This is a genomic window from Pseudomonas allii (genome assembly GCF_055380095.1).
In genome coordinates this window covers 346,999-362,873 of sequence record NZ_AP039450.1, presented here as the reverse complement: position 1 = coordinate 362,873, position 15,875 = coordinate 346,999, and the positions used below count along the sequence as shown (strand labels likewise).

Here is a 15,875-nt window from a genome sequence, read left to right as displayed (position 1 = left end):
GCTATTTTTGGGCTTTTGTCGCAATGCACCTTTATAGGGGCGTTTTTGGAGCAGGAAACCCATGTTGGCGCACTGGCATGCAATTTGCTCTCTTGTGAGGCAGGTTGCCATGGCGGAGTATCCGCGCCGGCATCACCCACATTCTAAGGGCTAACTCCACTACCCCAGCCCGAAGCCACCCGGAGGACACTATGTCGAAGTCGGTTCAACTCATCAAAGATCATGACGTTAAATGGATTGATCTGCGCTTCACGGACACCAAAGGCACTCAGCACCACGTGACCATGCCGGCTCGCGACGCGCTGGATGATGCTTTCTTCGAAGAAGGCAAAATGTTCGACGGTTCCTCCATCGCCGGCTGGAAAGGCATCGAAGCCTCCGACATGATCCTGATGCCGGACGACAGCACTGCCGTACTTGACCCGTTCACTGAAGAGCCAACCCTGATCCTGGTCTGCGACGTGATCGAGCCTTCGACCATGCAAGGCTACGACCGCGACCCACGTGCGATCGCCAAGCGTGCCGAGGAATACCTGAAGTCCACCGGTATCGGTGACACCGTATTCGTAGGCCCAGAGCCAGAATTCTTCATCTTCGACCAGGTGAAGTTCAAGTCCGACATCTCCGGCTCCATGTTCAAGATCTACTCCGAACAAGGCTCCTGGATGTCCGACCAGGACGTGGAAGGCGGCAACCATGGCCACCGTCCAGGTATCAAAGGGGGCTACTTCCCGGTTCCGCCGTTCGACCACGACCACGAAATCCGTACCTCCATGTGCAACGCCATGGAAGACATGGGCCTGGTCATCGAAGTGCACCACCACGAAGTGGCCACTGCCGGTCAGAACGAAATCGGTGTGAAGTTCAACACCCTGGTTGCCAAGGCTGACGAAGTTCAGACCCTGAAGTACTGCGTACACAACACTGCCGTGGCTTACGGCCGTACCGCTACCTTCATGCCTAAGCCTCTGTACGGCGATAACGGTTCGGGTATGCACGTTCACCTGTCCATCGCCAAAGAAGGCAAGAACACCTTCGCTGGCGAAGGTTATGCTGGCCTGTCCGACACCGCCCTGTACTTCATCGGCGGTATCATCAAGCACGGTAAGGCCCTGAACGGCTTCACCAACCCGTCGACCAACTCCTACAAGCGTCTGGTCCCAGGTTTCGAAGCACCGGTAATGCTGGCCTACTCGGCGCGTAACCGTTCCGCTTCGATCCGTATTCCTTACGTGTCCAGCCCACGTGCTCGCCGTATCGAAGCGCGCTTCCCGGATCCGGCAGCCAACCCGTACCTGGCCTTCGCAGCCTTGGTAATGGCCGGCCTGGACGGTATCCAGAACAAGATCCACCCAGGCGATGCCGCCGACAAAAACTTGTACGACCTGCCGCCTGAAGAGGCCAAAGAGATCCCACAAGTGTGCGGCAGCCTGAAAGAAGCCCTGGAAGAGCTGGACAAGGGCCGTGCGTTCCTGACCAAAGGTGGCGTATTCAGCGACGATTTCATCGACGCTTACATCGAGCTGAAAAGCGCAGAAGAAATCAAGGTTCGCACCTTCGTACACCCACTGGAATATGAGCTGTACTACAGCTGCTGATCCGGTAGCGCGGCTTAACGCGGCGCGATGAAAAAGACCTCCTTCGGGAGGTCTTTTTTTGCCTGGTATTTGGCTGGCCGGCGGATTCTCGCGTAACTATGAGGTAGCCTCTGACTAACGCTGCTTTAGACCTGCAAACCCAATCAAAAAGGTGGGAGGGGGCTTGCCCCCGATTGCAGTGTGCCAGCCAGCCCATCTGGCACTGACATTCCACCATCGGGGGCAAGCCCCCTCCCACAAGGAGATCTTCATTGAAACATAGACTTGTGTTCGCCCTGTTGTTCGCAAGTGCAAGTGCCAGTGCCGCGCCGCCCACCCTGGAGCCGCTGCTCAACAGCATCGCCGAACGCCTGGAGATCGCCGACCAGGTCGCCCTGAGCAAATGGGACAGCAAAAAGCCGGTAGAAGATAAAAAGCGCGAACAAGAGGTGATCGCCAGCGTCGTCGCCCAGGCCCCAAGCTACAAGCTGGCCCCGGCCGCCGCCGAGCAGTTTTTTTCGGCGCAGATCGAGGCGAACAAGCTGGTGCAGTACACCCACCTGTCCGACTGGCAGTTCCAAGGCAAGGCGCCCGACGACCCGCGCCCGGATCTGGTCAAGCAAATCCGCCCACAGTTGGACGAACTGCAAAAACGCCTGCTGCAGCAATTGGCTGACTTCACCCCGCAGCGCACCGATCCGAAGTGCTCGCAGTGGGTGGCCGAGGCCGTGCATGAGCCGCTGAACGATCCGTTGCGCCAACTGGCAATGATCCGCGCCACCGCCGAACTGTGCATCTACAAAGGTTAAAGCCTGCAAACCCAATTAAAACTGTGGGAGCGGGCTTGCTCGCGAAGGCGGAGTGTCAGTCACCTGATGCATTAACTGAAACACCGCCTTCGCGAGCAAGCCCGCTCCCACAGTTGGACGGAGTGCATTCAGTTGCGCCTTCGTCGCCTTCCTGAACAACCTTCACAAATCCGCACTATATTGGTGCGACTGGCTGCACCCTTCCCACCTGTCCAGCCCATTTTGGTTCGAAACTTCCCGAGCAAGCTGGCAGAACGCCACAGTTTCGCGCCTTAAACCCCCATTTCAGAGCTTTCACGCTTCTTTTCGGAGCCTTGGTTTGGTTTTTGCATTTTCCTTGTATCAGCGTGTGCCTCAAGCCCGCGCCTTGCTCCAAAAGAGGTCCTGATGACCATCAGCGATGCACTGCACCGTTTGCTACTCGACAACCTGACCACCGCGACCATCCTGCTCAATGACGACTTGCGTCTTGAGTACATGAACCCGGCGGCGGAGATGCTCCTGGCCATCAGCGGCCAGCGCAGCCATGGGCAGTTCATCAGCGAATTGTTCACCGAGTCGGCCGAGGCCCTGAGTTCGTTGCGCCAGGCAGTGGAGCAGGCACACCCGTTCACCAAACGCGAAGCGATGCTCACCGCCCTCACCGGCCAGACGCTGACCGTCGACTATGCCGTGACCCCCATCCTGAGCAACGGCGCGACCTTATTGCTGCTGGAAGTGCATCCCCGCGACCGCCTGCTGCGCATCACCAAGGAAGAAGCGCAGCTGTCCAAGCAGGAAACCAGCAAGATGCTGGTACGCGGCCTGGCCCATGAGATCAAGAACCCGCTGGGCGGTATTCGCGGCGCCGCGCAACTGCTGGCCCGCGAGCTGCCGGAGGAACACCTCAAGGACTACACCAACGTCATCATTGAAGAGGCCGACCGCCTGCGTAACCTGGTGGACCGCATGCTCGGCTCCAACAAGTTGCCGTCCCTGGCGATGACCAACGTGCACGAAGTGCTTGAGCGCGTCTGCCAACTGGTCGAGGCCGAAAGCCAGGGCTGCATCACCTTGGTGCGTGACTACGACCCGAGCATCCCTGACGTTCTGATCGACCGCGAACAGATGATCCAGGCGGTGCTCAATATTGTGCGTAACGCGATGCAGGCCATCAGCAGCCAGAACGAGTTGCGCCTGGGCCGCATCAGCCTGCGCACCCGCGCCCTGCGCCAGTTCACCATCGGCCACGTGCGCCATCGCCTGGTGACCAAGGTCGAGATCATCGACAACGGCCCGGGCATTCCTGCGGAACTCCAGGAAACCATTTTCTTTCCCATGGTCAGCGGCCGCCCGGACGGTACCGGGCTGGGCCTGGCCATTACCCAGAACATCATCAGCCAGCACCAGGGCCTGATCGAATGTGAGAGCCATCCTGGCCACACCACCTTCTCGATCTTTCTGCCACTGGAACAAGGAGCCCCATCGACATGAGCCGTAGTGAAACTGTCTGGATCGTCGATGACGACCGTTCTATCCGCTGGGTCCTCGAGAAAGCCTTGCAACAGGAAGGCATGACCACCCAGAGCTTCGACAGCGCCGATGGGGTGATGAGCCGACTGGCGCGCCAGCAGCCGGACGTGATCATCTCCGACATCCGCATGCCCGGCGCCAGTGGCCTGGACCTGCTGGCGCGGATTCGCGAGCAGCACCCGCGCCTGCCGGTGATCATCATGACCGCGCACTCGGACCTGGACAGCGCTGTCGCGTCCTACCAGGGCGGCGCCTTTGAGTACCTGCCCAAGCCGTTCGACGTGGACGAGGCGGTGGCACTGGTCAAGCGCGCCAACCAGCACGCCCAGGAACAGCAGAACCAGGAAGCCCCACCGGCCCTGACCCGCACCCCGGAAATCATCGGCGAAGCGCCGGCGATGCAGGAAGTGTTTCGCGCCATCGGGCGCTTGAGCCACTCCAACATCACCGTGCTGATCAACGGCGAATCCGGCACCGGTAAAGAGCTTGTCGCTCATGCACTGCACCGTCACAGCCCGCGGGCGGCTTCGCCGTTCATCGCGCTGAACATGGCGGCGATTCCCAAGGACTTGATGGAATCCGAGCTGTTCGGCCATGAAAAAGGCGCGTTCACCGGCGCGGCCAACCTGCGTCGCGGGCGCTTTGAACAGGCCGACGGCGGCACGTTGTTCCTCGATGAAATCGGCGACATGCCGGCCGACACCCAGACCCGCCTGCTGCGAGTGCTGGCTGACGGTGAGTTCTATCGCGTTGGCGGGCACACGCCGGTCAAGGTCGACGTGCGCATCATCGCGGCGACCCACCAGAACCTGGAAACCCTAGTGCATGCGGGCAAATTCCGTGAGGACTTGTTCCACCGGCTCAACGTGATCCGTATCCACATCCCACGCATGTCGGACCGTCGCGAAGACATCCCGACCCTCGCCCGCCACTTCCTCAGCCGCGCCGCCCAGGAGCTGGCCGTCGAGCCGAAGCTGCTGAAAAGCGAGACCGAGGAGTACCTGAAGAACCTGCCGTGGCCGGGCAACGTTCGCCAACTGGAGAACACCTGCCGCTGGATCACCGTGATGGCGTCCGGGCGCGAAGTGCATATCAGCGACCTGCCGCCGGAGCTGTTGAGCCTGCCGCAGGACTCGGCGCCAGTGACCAACTGGGAGCAGGCGCTGCGCCAGTGGGCCGACCAGGCTCTGGCACGCGGCCAGTCGAGCCTGCTGGACAGCGCCGTGCCGGCGTTCGAGCGGATCATGATCGAGACCGCCTTGAAACACACCGCCGGTCGCCGCCGCGATGCCGCCGTGTTGCTGGGCTGGGGGCGCAATACCTTGACCCGCAAGATCAAGGAATTGGGGATGAAGGTCGATGGCGGGGATGATGACGAGGGTGATGAAACCTGAATCTTAAGTCTATTGAAGATCCAATGTGGGAGGGGCGGTGCGACGGTTCGACTTGCCCCCGATAGCAGTAGGTCAGTCACAACATCTGTGCCTGATACACCGCCATCGGGGGCAAGCCCCCTCCCACATTTGGACCTCTAAAAGGTTCCAGCACCGTGCACCGCTTCAATGCACCATGATCCGGCATCGAGCACTGACCCTAAGCCTGAAATGTCTGGCTACATAAGAAAATGCTGAATCCTGAAAACACCAAAGCCCCGTATTCCGGGGCTTTGCGCTTTCTGAAGAATTTTTTTGCCACACTTTGGCCACTCTGGCACGCGCCCTGCAATAACCCTTGTACTACCCAGTTTCGGGGACCTTGGTACAGGCAGGCCGAGAATCCCCTCTTTACACCCGGGGTGCTTGATGCAAACCGCGTCGCGCTCTACACCGCTTTGGGGAACCTCGGTACAGGCAGGCCGGGGATTCCCTCTTTAACACCGAAGCCTTGAAAGCTTCACCCCGTTTTGGGAGCCCTGGTACAGGCAGGCCGGGAACTCCCTCTTTTATTCCTCCTGGAGATGGACCTCCAGCCGCCAACGGCCATCGGCTTCCTCGCCCTTCCACTCCCCACGCAACGGCCGGGCCGCTACCAGGTTCAGCAGCAGGCCACCATCGGTCTTGCGTACACGCCAGTTCACGTCCTTGTCATTGACCTTGAGTCGCCCAGCCGCCGCCTTGCCCTGGGCGTCGAACAACAGCGCCACGGTGCCATCGATATGCTCACCGTGCAGCTTGGGTTCGCTGTTGAACCACACCACCACGCCGTCCGTTGCGGTCTCGACCTGTTGCAGTTCGACCGGGTCCGGGGTGGTCAGGCGACCGATCATCAGGCCGACCATCATGCCGACAATCGCCAAAGAACCCATGACCCTCGGCATAAGCTTCGGCCTCGGGTCCTCTTCGAGGGTAGAATGCAGCGCATCTTTGCCTTCGGAGCCGTGCATGTTTCACGTCATCCTTTTTCAACCAGAAATTCCGCCGAATACCGGCAACGTTATCAGGCTGTGCGCCAACAGTGGCTGCCACCTGCATTTGATCGAGCCGCTGGGCTTCGACATGGACGACAAGCGCCTGCGCCGCGCCGGGCTGGATTACCACGAGTACGCCACGCTCAAGCGCCACGCGGACCTGGCCAGTTGCCTGGAAAGCCTGGGGCACCCACGGCTGTTCGCGTTCACCACCAAGGGTTCGCGGCCGTTCCATGATGCCAGCTTTGCCGAGGGCGACGCCTTCCTGTTCGGCCCGGAAAGCCGGGGCCTGCCGGCCGAGGTACTCGACGCCCTGCCCGACGGCCATCGCCTGCGCTTGCCGATGCGCGAGGGGTGCCGCAGCTTGAACCTGTCCAACACCGTGGCCGTGGCCGTCTATGAAGGCTGGCGCCAGCTCGGCTTCAAGTAACACACATAACAAATGTGGGAGGGGGCTTGCCCCCGATGACGGAGTGCCAGTCGACATCTATGTGACTGATCCACCGCTATCGGGGGCAAGCCCCCTCCCACATGGGTCCTGCGCCGGGTTCGAGATTACTGAACCGTCGGCGAACCTTCCTGTTGCATGCGCTGCAGCTCTTGCGCGTACAGGGCATCGAAGTTCACCGGCGCCAGCATCAGCGCTGGGAACGAGCCACGGGTGACCAGGCTGTCCAGGGTCTCACGGGCATACGGGAACAGGATGTTCGGGCAGAACGCGCCCAGGGTGTGGCTCATGGACGCTTCGTCCAGGCCCTGGATCAGGAAGATACCGGCCTGTTGCACTTCAGCGATGAAGGCCACTTCTTCGCCGTTCTTGACGGTCACGGACAGGGTCAGCACCACTTCGTGGAAGTCGCTTTCCAGCGCCTTCTGGCGGGTGTTCAGGTCCAGCGCAACGCTTGGGGTCCATTCCTGGCGGAAGATGGCCGGGCTTTTCGGCGCTTCGAACGACAGGTCACGCACGTAGATGCGCTGCAGCGAGAACTGTGGAGCTGGGGCTTCTGCTGCTTCGGTGTTCTGTTGGTCAGTCATCGCAGATCCTTGTGATCTTGGGGTCTTTTAGGGTTTAAGGAGTCAGACGAGCAGCAGCGCATCGAGTTTACCGGCGCGCTCCAGGGCGAACAGGTCGTCGCAGCCACCGATGTGCCTGGCGCCGATCCAGATCTGCGGCACGGACGTGCGCCCCGCCTTCTGGGCCATTTCGGCACGCACCTGGGGTTTGCCGTCGACCTTGATCTCTTCGAAGGCAACGCCCTTTTTCTCCAGCAGGGCCTTGGCCCGCATGCAGTAAGGGCACCAATCGCTGGAATACACGACAACCTGGCTCATATCACTTCACCAGCGGCAGGTTATCGGCGCGCCAGCTGCTGATGCCACCGGACAACTTGGCGGCGGTGAAACCGGTCTTGAGCATTTCGCGGGCGTGAGTGCCGGCGTGCTGGCCTTGGGCGTCGACCAGGATGATGGTCTTGGCCTTGTGCTTTTCCAGCTCGGCCAGACGCGCGATCAGCTTGTCCTGCGGAATGTTCAGGGCGCCGACGATGTGGCCGGTGGCGAAATCCTTGGCCGGACGGATGTCCACGACGACGGCCTCATCCTTGTTGACCAGCGCGGTCAGCTCCGCCGTGCTCAGGCTGCGGCCACCGCGGCTCAATTCGTGAGCGATCAGCAGCGCCAGCAGGATGACGAAGGCACCCACGAGCAGGTAGTGGGCAGTGGCAAATGCAATCAGGTGATCAACCATCAAGGAGGTTCCAGGGCGTTAAAATGGCGGTAAGTATACACAGCCGTCAGGGGGGGCCAACCCCCGTAAAGCGGTGACGTGGTCGGAACTTCGCTTTAAACTGCCACTCCCTTTTCAATTGTCTTCCTTTATTACCGCCACGAGAGGATCTATGACTACTACGCCTAAACCTTTGGTCCTGATAATTCTCGATGGCTTCGGACACAGTGAAAGCCACCACGACAACGCGGTATACGCGGCCAAGAAGCCTGTACTCGACCGCCTGACCGCCACCGTACCCAACGGCCTGATCTCCGGCTCGGGCATGGACGTGGGCCTGCCGGACGGCCAGATGGGCAACTCGGAAGTCGGCCACATGAACCTCGGCGCCGGACGAGTGGTATACCAGGACTTCACCCGCGTGACCAAAGCGATCCGCGATGGCGAGTTCTTCGAGAACCCGACCATCTGCGCGGCAGTCGATAAAGCAGTGGCTGCCGGCAAGGCCGTGCACTTCATGGGCCTGCTGTCCGACGGCGGCGTCCACAGCCACCAGGACCACCTGGTTGCCATGGCCGAGCTGGCTTTCAAGCGCGGCGCCGACAAAATCTACCTGCACGCCTTCCTCGACGGCCGCGACACTCCGCCGAAAAGCGCGCAGTCCTCCATCGAACTGCTCGACACCACCTTCGCCGCCCTGGGCAAAGGCCGCATCGCCAGCCTGGTGGGCCGCTACTTCGCCATGGACCGTGACAACCGCTGGGACCGCGTCTCCCAGGCCTACAACCTGATTGTCGACGGCCAGGCCGAATTCAATGCCGCCTCTGCCCAGGAAGGCCTCGAAGCTGCCTACGCCCGTGGCGAGAGCGACGAGTTCGTCAAAGCCACCACCATCGGTGAGCCGGTCAAGGTCGAAGACGGCGACGCCGTGGTGTTCATGAACTTCCGCGCCGACCGTGCCCGTGAGCTGAGCCGTGTGTTTGTCGAAGACGACTTCAAGGAATTCGAGCGCGCCCGCCAGCCAAAAGTGCAGTACGTGGGCCTGACCCAATACGCCGCCAGCATCCCGGCCCCTGCCGCCTTTGCACCGGGCAGCCTGGACAACGTGCTGGGCGATTACCTGGCAAAAAATGGCAAGACCCAGCTGCGCATTGCCGAAACCGAGAAATACGCCCACGTGACCTTCTTCTTCTCCGGCGGCCGCGAAGAGCCGTTCCCGGGCGAAGAACGCATCCTGATCCCATCGCCAAAGGTCGCCACCTACGACCTGCAACCGGAAATGAGCGCGCCGGAAGTCACCGACAAAATCGTCGACGCCATCGACCACCAGCGTTACGACGTGATCGTGGTCAACTACGCCAACGGTGACATGGTGGGCCACAGCGGCAACCTGGAAGCTGCAACCAAAGCCGTGGAATGCCTGGACCTGTGCGTCGGCCGTATCGTCGACGCGCTGGAAAAGGTTGGCGGCGAAGCGTTGATCACCGCCGACCACGGCAACTGCGAGCAGATGTCCGACGAATCCACCGGGCAAGCCCATACCGCCCACACCACCGAGCCGGTGCCGTTCATCTACGTCGGCAAGCGTGATTTCAAGGTGCGTAGCGGTGGCGTGCTGGCGGATGTGGCGCCGACCATGCTGATGCTGATGGGGCTGGAGAAGCCGGTGGAGATGACCGGGACTTCGATTCTGGTCTGATTCCAGCTTCACCGAAAAACAATGTGGGAGGGGGCTTGCCCCCGATTACGGTAGATCAGCTGACACCTATGTGGCTGACACACTGCAATCGGGGGCAAGCCCCCTCCCACATTGGATCTGCGCAGTTTGGAACATGTCTTTTTGCCATACCACTGCCACTCGGCACCTATCTTGCGCTACAGCCCGAATTGGGCGTTTTTTTTGCCGCGCTTGGCGGGCATACTAGGCCGTCCATTTCCCTGGTGTCGCCCGCCTCTATGCTTCGCGCCTTGATTACCCTTGCTCTTGTCTGCCTGCTCCAACCGGCGTTTGCCGACGAGCGTGCACAAACCCAACAACAGTTGGACGCTACGCGTCAGGACATTACCGAGCTGAAAAAGCTGCTCGGCAAGCTCCAAGAAGAGAAATCCGGGGTGCAGAAAGACCTGCGCGGTACGGAAACCGAGATGGGCAAGCTGGAGAAGCAGGTCCAGGAGCTACAAAAAGAATTAAAGAAGAGCGAGTCGGAACTGGAGCGACTCGACGCTGAGAAAAAAAAACTCCAGAGCGCACGCGTTGAACAGCAACGCCTGATCGCGATCCAGGCCCGTGCCGCCTACCAGAACGGCCGCCAGGAATACCTCAAGCTGCTGCTCAACCAGCAGAACCCCGAGAAATTCGCGCGCACCCTCACCTACTACGACTACCTGAGCAAGGCCCGACTGGAGCAACTCAAAAGCTTCAACGAAACCCTGCGCCAGTTGGTCAATGTCGAGCAGGAAATCGCCAACCAGCAATCGCAGCTGGAGGATCAGAAAAGCGCCCTCAACGCCCAGCGCGACGAGCTGGACAAGGTCCGCAAGGAACGCCAGCTGGCCCTGGCCAAGCTCAATGACGACGTAAAGGCCCGCGACGCCAAGCTCCAGGCGCGCGAGCAGGACCAGGCTGACCTGGCCAAAGTCCTCAAAACCATCGAAGAAACCCTGGCCCGCCAGGCGCGTGAGGCCGAAGAAGCGCGGCAGAAAGCGCTGATCGCCCAGCAGGAAGCCGAAAAAAAGCGCCAGCGTGAGGCCGAACTGGCCGCCACTACGGATGCGCCGGCACCGCGCAAACCGGCGCATGCAGCGCCTGGCCCACTGGTTTCCAGCGCCGGCGAGTCGTTCGGCGGGCCTTTTGCTTCAGCCCGCGGCAAACTTCCATGGCCAGTTGATGGTCGATTGCTGGCACGCTTCGGGGAAACCCGTGGTGATGACACCCGCGCCAAGTGGGATGGCGTGATGATCAGCGCCTCAGCCGGCAGCCAGGTCCACGCCGTTCATGGTGGGCGCGTGGTGTTTGCCGATTGGCTGCGGGGCGCAGGTTTGTTGGTGATTCTCGACCACGGTAATGGCTATTTGAGCCTTTACGGCCACAATCAGACATTACTCAAGTCGGCAGGTGATGTTGTAAAAGCCGGTGAATCCATCTCCACTGTGGGTAACAGTGGTGGCCAGGACACCCCGGCGCTGTACTTCGCTATTCGTCAGCAGGGTCGCCCGAGCGATCCCGCACAATGGTGCCGTTCCCAAGGATAGGGCCGCATCTACACTAGGAGTTCGTTCGACATGCTGCATTTGTCCCGCCTCACATCGCTGGCCCTGACGATCGCCCTGGTGATCGGCGCGCCTCTGGCATCCGCCGACCAGGCTGCTGCGGCTGCACCCGCCGCCACGGCCGCGACCACCAAGGCGCCGCTGCCGCTGGACGAGCTGCGCACCTTTGCCGAGGTCATGGACCGCATCAAGGCCGCGTATGTCGAACCCGTAGACGACAAGACCCTGCTGGAAAATGCCATCAAGGGCATGCTCAGCAACCTCGACCCGCACTCCGCCTACCTGGGTCCTGAAGACTTCGCCGAACTGCAGGAAAGCACCAGCGGTGAGTTCGGCGGCCTGGGCATCGAAGTCGGCGCCGAAGACGGCAACATCAAGGTGGTCTCGCCGATCGATGACACCCCGGCGTCCAAGGCCGGCATCCAGGCCGGTGACTTCATCGTCAAGATCAACGGCCAGCCGACTCGCGGCCAGACCATGACCGAAGCCGTCGACAAGATGCGCGGCAAGATCGGCCAGAAAATCACCCTGACCCTGGTGCGCGACGGCGGCAACCCGTTCGACGTGACGCTGACCCGCGCGACCATCGTGGTCAAGAGCGTGAAGAGCCAGCTGCTGGAGTCGGGCTACGGTTACATCCGCATCACCCAGTTCCAGGTCAAGACCGGCGACGAAGTGGCCAAGGCCCTGGCCAAGCTGCGCAAGGACAACGGCAAGAAGCTCAGCGGTATCGTGCTCGACCTGCGCAACAACCCGGGCGGCGTGTTGCAGGCGGCGGTGGAAGTGGTCGACCACTTCATCACCAAAGGCCTGATCGTGTACACCAAGGGCCGCATCGCCAATTCCGAGCTGCGCTTCTCGGCTACCGGTAACGACCTCAGTGAAAACGTGCCATTGGCCGTGCTGATCAACGGCGGCAGCGCCTCGGCTTCGGAGATCGTCGCCGGCGCCCTGCAAGACCAGAAGCGCGGCGTGCTGATGGGCACCACCAGCTTCGGCAAAGGCTCGGTGCAAACCGTGTTGCCGCTGAACAACGAGCGTGCACTGAAGATCACCACGGCGCTGTACTACACGCCGAATGGTCGTTCAATCCAGGCCCAAGGCATCGTGCCGGACATCGAAGTGCGCAAAGCCAAGATCACCAACGAGATCGACAGCGAGTACTACAAAGAGGCCGACCTGCAAGGCCACCTGGGCAACGGCAACGGCGGTGCCGACCAGCCGACCGGCAGCGGCAAGAAAGCCAAGCCGATGCCGCAGGACGATGACTACCAACTGGCCCAGGCGCTGAGCCTGCTCAAGGGCTTGAGCATCACGCGCAGCCGTTGATATGCGTTTTGCCCTGATCATCGCTGTGCTGTGCAGCCTGGCCGGGGTCGCCCATGCGACCCCGACAGGCGAGCCTCAAAAAGCCTACCTGACCCTCATCATCGACGACCTCGGGCAAAACCTGCCCAGGGATCGTCGCGTGCTGGCCCTGCCCGGCCCAGTGACCACGGCGATCATGCCCGACACGCCCCACGCCGCCGAATTCGCCCGCGAAGCGCACAAGGCCGGCAAGATCGTGATCCTGCACATGCCCATGGACCCGGCCACCGGCCCGTTCGCCTGGCACCCGGAACTGCCCATTGAAGAACTCGGCAGGCGCCTGGACGCTGCCTTCAAGGCCGTGCCCTACACATCCGGCATCAACAATCACATGGGCAGCCGCATGACCGCTCAACCCGCCGCGATGGCTTGGTTGATGGCTGAGCTGCAACGGCGCAATAAGTTTTTTGTCGACAGCCGCACCAGCGCCAAGACGGTGGCCGCCGCCGAAGCGCAGAAAATCGACCTGGCCCACGTTTCGCGGGATGTATTCCTGGATGACGAACGCACCGAAGCAGCCATCACCACACAATTGCAGACCGCAATCAAACTGGCGCACAAACAGGGTTCGGCGGTGATGATCGGCCACCCATATCCACAGACACTGGCGGTGCTGGAACGCGAGCTGCCCAAGCTCAAGGCCCAGGGCATCGACTGGATCGATATCAAGTTGATGATCAGCGTGCGCAGCAACCAGGCCATGGCTGGACATGGCAAAAACGGCAAGTACTAGATAGCTACCGACCTGCCCACCCGGCACTCCTGAATAGTCGAGCCTCACGCTCACGCTTTCAGGACACTCCATGAACACATTCCATCCCTTCATTGCAGGGCTGCTGATCAGCAGCCTTTCCAGCCTGCTTGTCGCGGCACCAAAGGACTATGGTGAAGGCCTTGCCAACGCCAGCTCACCCAAAATGCTCACCAATGCGCAGCACCAGCACGCCCATTGGACTGGCGTCGGTCGTATTCGCAACGAAGCCCAGACCCTATGCACCGCCACGCTGCTCGACACCCGCGACGAAGCTGGCCAGTCCGGCCCGGCTTACGTGGTCACCAGCAGCCATTGCCTGCACCGCGTGAATGGCGTCGTGCAAAAAGATCTGCCGATGAAAGGCAGCATCAGTTTCAACTACTTCGACGACACCCTCGAACGCATCAAGACCTACCCGCTCAAGACCTTGAAGTGGGGCAGCAGCCAAGGCGTAGACCTTGCGATCATCGAGTTGGACGCCACGTTGTCGAGCCTGCTCAACAACGGCATAACCCCGGTAAAACTGGCCAAGGAAGTGCCCGCCGACGGCAACGACATCCTGGTACTCGCAGCTCCAGCGTGGGACACCTTGCACCTTTCCGCCTGCACCCAACAAACCTCGCGCGAACTGGTGGAGCAACCTTTCGTGTGGCGAATCACCATGAAGAACCAGTGCAAAGGCGTACGCCTTGGCAGCTTTGGCGGCCCGTTGCTGGACCGAGCGTCCAACACGCTGTTCGGTATTCTCAGCACCAGCACCGCCGGCCAGTCCGAAGAACATAAATGCCAACGTGATGCGCCCTGCGAGATCCTGGACGGCACGCCGAGCTGGCATGAAGACACCAACTACGGCAGCCCGGTCACGTTTCTCAACCGGTGTTTTGTGGCCGGTGTTCTGCAAGCGGATGTAGAACAGTGCGATCTTTTTCCTACCACCAGCATTACCTTTGAGAATCCCGAGCCTATCCAGCAGTACTACGTGAAAAAACCGGGCGGGCGCGGCAAGGACATCACCCCGACCTGGAACCTGGCGTTCAAGGTGAACACGCCGTTTTATCGCTACAAAACCACACGCCGTGCCGCCGACTGCGAAAACCCGGCGCTGTACAGCGCACCGATTGACGCACGCGGCGCACGCATCAACGACGCCATAGGCCCGCAGACCGGGATGCATATGCTGTGCATCATTGGGGTCGATTCCCCCGAACACCCAGCTACCAGCGGCATGATGCGCAATGCCCTGACCCTTGCGGTAGAACTGGCCCAGCCGGGCCCGGCACGCACTCCCGACCTGAGCATCCTCCTCGACCCGCACACCCTGCAGGGCTACACCCTGGCCTGGAAGTTGGCGCCGCCGTTCATGAGCCGCTACACCTACAAGTACGGCCCGGCTGCCACGACCGACTGCCTGCGCCCGGTGGATTACCTGCCCATTCCCCACCCACCTGTACCCGAGGAGGAGGACGACGAGCCGATCGATATCGTGTACCCACTTAATGACGCGCCGCAGGGGGCAGGTGATAAGTTCGTGCGCCTGGTCAGCGTGAATCATCAGCCGGTCAAGGTCTGCACCTATGCCTTCGACCAGGCCGACCAACCGTCGACATTGCGGGTCGATTTGCTCAAACCGCGTTGAGCGCTAGAGGTAGCGCGCCATGATCTCGTCGACGTGACCGTCTTTGCGCAACTGGTCCAGCGCCGCCTGCAGCCTTGCCACCAGATCGTCCGGCACGTCTTTATTCAACGCCAGGTAGAGCTGGGCACTGTTAAAACGCAGCACCGTCTTGAGCCCGGTCACACCCACCTGACGTGCCAGGTAACGCCCGGCGGGGTCGCCGGTGGCCCACAGGTCAATCTGGCCATCCAGCAGCTTTTGCGCGTTGTCCTGATCGCGCAACACGACGATGGGGTTCAGGCCCTGCTTCTCCAGGGTCTGGGCGATGGCATCGCCCTTGTAGGCGCCGATCCTGTAGCGGCGCGCGTGTTCGAGGTCCTCCAGTTGGATCTTGCTGTCGGCCTTGGCCAGCAGCACCCAATCGTCCGGACCGATGGGGCCGACCCATTTGAACAGCGCTTCACGGTCCGGCAGGCGCGCCATCACGAACACACCGTAGCCTGGTTTTTCCAGGGCCAGCTTGTAGATGCGCTCCCAGGGAAAACGCAGGGTGAGGTTGTAGGAGATGCCCGCCCGCTTGAAGGTTTCGCGCACGATGTCCACGGCGATGCCTTCGATGTTCTCGTCCTTGGCGAAGTTCTTGCCGTTCTTTGCCATGTTGTAGGGTGGGAAGTTTTCCGTCAGCAACACCAGGGAGGCGTCGGACGGTTCTTCGGCGTGGGCCGGAGCGGTCAACAGGAGGGACGTACTGGCGAGGGCGAGCAGCAGGTGCTTGAACATGAAAGTTACCGGAATCCATGGCAAGCGCAGAGAGTGCCTCTGGCCTGCCATGGTGTC

The 15,875-nt window shown here is 61.1% G+C and carries 15 protein-coding genes; 10 read left to right on the top strand and 5 right to left on the bottom strand.

All coding sequences use genetic code 11. From position 1 onward, the window contains the following. The first annotated feature begins 191 nt into the window (after positions 1 to 191). From glnA to ntrC, 4 genes are all read left to right on the top strand, one after another. Positions 192 to 1,598: a type I glutamate--ammonia ligase gene (glnA, locus tag ACZ445_RS01665; RefSeq protein WP_169375867.1), complete on the top strand. Its 1,407-nt coding sequence runs from the start codon at positions 192 to 194 to the stop codon at positions 1,596 to 1,598. Between the two features lie 251 nt (positions 1,599 to 1,849). After that, a complete protein-coding gene (locus tag ACZ445_RS01660; protein WP_058423719.1) occupies positions 1,850 to 2,386 on the top strand; it encodes a chorismate mutase in 537 nt (178 codons plus the stop codon). A gap of 387 nt (positions 2,387 to 2,773) precedes the next feature. Beyond that, complete coding sequence (gene glnL, locus ACZ445_RS01655; protein WP_056860661.1) at positions 2,774 to 3,859, top strand: nitrogen regulation protein NR(II); 1,086 nt, start codon at positions 2,774 to 2,776, stop codon at positions 3,857 to 3,859. After that, positions 3,856 to 5,292 carry a nitrogen regulation protein NR(I) gene (gene ntrC / locus ACZ445_RS01650; RefSeq protein ID WP_058423720.1) on the top strand — a complete coding sequence of 479 codons (1,437 nt, stop codon included), beginning with the start codon at positions 3,856 to 3,858 and terminating at the stop codon, positions 5,290 to 5,292. Before glnL ends, ntrC begins: the two co-directional genes overlap by 4 nt. A gap of 548 nt (positions 5,293 to 5,840) precedes the next feature. On the opposite strand, the gene ACZ445_RS01645 is transcribed toward ntrC, so the two are convergent. Then, positions 5,841 to 6,281, bottom strand: coding sequence for a hypothetical protein (locus tag ACZ445_RS01645; protein ID WP_058423721.1), 441 nt, complete (start codon positions 6,279 to 6,281; stop codon positions 5,841 to 5,843). Between ACZ445_RS01645 and ACZ445_RS01640 the strand changes: the two genes are divergently transcribed. Continuing rightward, positions 6,280 to 6,735 carry a tRNA (cytidine(34)-2'-O)-methyltransferase gene (locus ACZ445_RS01640; protein ID WP_003171120.1) on the top strand — a complete coding sequence of 152 codons (456 nt, stop codon included), beginning with the start codon at positions 6,280 to 6,282 and terminating at the stop codon, positions 6,733 to 6,735. The two genes, ACZ445_RS01645 and ACZ445_RS01640, sit on opposite strands and share 2 nt — an antisense overlap. Before the next feature lie 125 nt (positions 6,736 to 6,860). Here the strand turns inward: ACZ445_RS01640 and secB are convergent, their stop codons facing one another. Genes secB through ACZ445_RS01625 form a run of 3 tightly spaced genes read right to left on the bottom strand, consistent with a single transcriptional unit; the run spans position 6,861 to position 8,052 of the window. Continuing rightward, the gene (gene secB, locus ACZ445_RS01635; protein ID WP_058423722.1) at positions 6,861 to 7,340 is read right to left on the bottom strand and encodes a protein-export chaperone SecB; all 480 of its coding nucleotides are present in this window, start codon (positions 7,338 to 7,340) and stop codon (positions 6,861 to 6,863) included. A gap of 42 nt (positions 7,341 to 7,382) precedes the next feature. Continuing rightward, positions 7,383 to 7,637 carry a glutaredoxin 3 gene (grxC, locus tag ACZ445_RS01630; protein WP_033896917.1) on the bottom strand — a complete coding sequence of 85 codons (255 nt, stop codon included), beginning with the start codon at positions 7,635 to 7,637 and terminating at the stop codon, positions 7,383 to 7,385. A gap of 1 nt (position 7,638) precedes the next feature. Continuing rightward, entirely contained in the window at positions 7,639 to 8,052 is a 414-nt protein-coding gene (locus ACZ445_RS01625; protein WP_010213877.1) for a rhodanese-like domain-containing protein, read from the bottom strand. A gap of 151 nt (positions 8,053 to 8,203) precedes the next feature. On the opposite strand from ACZ445_RS01625, the gene gpmI reads away from it, so the two are divergent. The 5 genes from gpmI (at position 8,204) to ACZ445_RS01600 (ending at position 15,059) form a co-directional block, all read left to right on the top strand. Continuing rightward, a complete protein-coding gene (gene gpmI, locus ACZ445_RS01620) occupies positions 8,204 to 9,730 on the top strand; it encodes a 2,3-bisphosphoglycerate-independent phosphoglycerate mutase (RefSeq protein ID WP_464707942.1) in 1,527 nt (508 codons plus the stop codon). A gap of 257 nt (positions 9,731 to 9,987) precedes the next feature. Next, positions 9,988 to 11,283, top strand: coding sequence for a murein hydrolase activator EnvC family protein (locus tag ACZ445_RS01615; RefSeq protein ID WP_058423724.1), 1,296 nt, complete (start codon positions 9,988 to 9,990; stop codon positions 11,281 to 11,283). 30 nt (positions 11,284 to 11,313) lie between these two features. Then, a complete protein-coding gene (locus ACZ445_RS01610) occupies positions 11,314 to 12,630 on the top strand; it encodes a S41 family peptidase (protein WP_058423725.1) in 1,317 nt (438 codons plus the stop codon). A gap of 1 nt (position 12,631) precedes the next feature. Beyond that, a complete protein-coding gene (locus ACZ445_RS01605; protein WP_122305001.1) occupies positions 12,632 to 13,402 on the top strand; it encodes a divergent polysaccharide deacetylase family protein in 771 nt (256 codons plus the stop codon). Between the two features lie 70 nt (positions 13,403 to 13,472). Then, on the top strand, positions 13,473 to 15,059 hold the full coding sequence (locus ACZ445_RS01600) for a trypsin-like peptidase domain-containing protein (RefSeq protein ID WP_464707941.1): 1,587 nt from the start codon (positions 13,473 to 13,475) through the stop codon (positions 15,057 to 15,059). Positions 15,060 to 15,062: 3 nt separating this feature from the next. On the opposite strand, the gene ACZ445_RS01595 is transcribed toward ACZ445_RS01600, so the two are convergent. Continuing rightward, a complete protein-coding gene (locus tag ACZ445_RS01595; protein ID WP_179029119.1) occupies positions 15,063 to 15,818 on the bottom strand; it encodes a substrate-binding periplasmic protein in 756 nt (251 codons plus the stop codon). Positions 15,819 to 15,875 lie beyond the last annotated feature (57 nt).